At 68.3% G+C, this 1550-nt stretch carries 1 protein-coding gene; it reads right to left on the bottom strand.

Annotated elements, in window-relative coordinates; all coding sequences use genetic code 11:
- A partial coding sequence (locus AC07FD_RS39370) for a condensation domain-containing protein (protein WP_478354190.1) occupies positions 1–1550 on the bottom strand: 1550 nt, incomplete at both ends.

Here is a 1550-nt window from a genome sequence, read left to right as displayed (position 1 = left end):
GCCTCCGCCAGTTGCTCGAGCGCGTGCTGCATGTAGCCGCACACCCGATCCGCAGAGACCGGCTCCACCACCTGCGCGGTGAGGCCGAGCGCTTCGCCAAAATCCTCCACCGACAGGCTCAGCGGATAGTTGGTGCGCTCCTCGCCGCCCAGCCATTCCATGCCACACAGACCATCCTCCGTCCCGGAGCCGGCCATGGCCGCCGGCGTGTTGTGGCGGTAGTTCAACAGCGCGCTGAACAGCGGCGCCGGCGCTGCGACGCCACTGCAGCGTTGCGCCAAGGCCAGCGAGGCATGCTCGTGTGTGAGCAGCTCGGCAAGCCGCGCATGGGTGCTGCGCACGCTCGCCGCGACCCCGCTGCCGTCCAAGTCAAGCCGCACAGGCAGGGTGTTGATGAACAGGCCCAGCGCCCGCTCGGCGCCTGCACCCGCATGCATGCGGCCGAACAACACCGTGCCGAACACCACCTGCTCTCGCCCGCTGCTCAGCGCCACCACCTGACCCCAGGCCAGATGGCAGAGGCTCGCCAGGCTCACCCCCAGCCGCCGCGCCTGTTGCCGCAGCCGCTCGTTGAGCGCCTGCGGCAGCATCCGACGCGCCTCGCCGACCCCGCTGCCGTCGCCATGCACTTGGCTTAGCCCGAACGGCAGCGTCGGCTCGTCGATGTCGGCCAGCATCGAGCGGAAGAACGCTTCATGCGCCTTCGCATCGCCTCCCAACCGCGCCTGCGCCACCAGGTTGCGGAACGGCTGCGGTGCGGCAAGCTCATGCCCGCGACCTGCCAGCACGGCCCGCACCTCGGCATGCATCACCTCCAGCGTCGTGTGATCGCCGATCAGATGGTGCAGCAGCTCCAGCAGCAGCCAGCGCCCGCTGCCCGGCTCGCGCGCGATCACGACGCGCATCAAGGGCGCCCGGCCAAGGTCGATGCGGTACTGGCGCGGATCGAACCGGCGCTTCAGCTGCTCATGACCGGGACCGCCATCTTCATCCAGCTCGACCTCGCTCACATCCAGGGCCGCCTTGCGCCAGACCACCTGGGCCGGGCTCGACAGCCCCTCCCAGACAAAGGCCGTGCGCAGAATGTCGTGCCGATCCACCACCTGCTGAACCGCGACGAGATAGCGCTCCAACAGATCGCGCTCGGCAAACGTCATTTGCGACACCAGCAGATATGGATCGCCCTGGCTGGCCAGCAGATGATGGAACAGAATGCCGTCCTGCAGCGGCGACAGGCCATAGATATCCTGGATGTTGGCGACCCCGCCCGGCACCGTCGACACGATCCGGTCGATCTCCTGTTGGGTCAGATCGATCAGCGGCAGCATCTGCGGCGTGATCGCCGCGGTCTGTTCGCCGATCAGGTTGGCAGGCACCGCCACCTCGTGATGGCTGCCAAGGCTTGCGGCCAGATCGCAAAGCACCGGCCTGGCGAACAGCGTGCGCACCTCCACCCCGAGCGACAGCCGCCGCAACCGCTCCATCAGCTGCACCGCCAAGAGCGAGTGGCCGCCGAGCTCGAAGAAGTGGTCGTGGCGCCCGACCCGCTC

Source organism: Mesorhizobium waitakense (assembly GCF_056431085.1).
The sequence above is the reverse complement of the archived record's forward strand: the minus strand, read 5'-3'. Positions and strand labels throughout refer to the sequence as shown.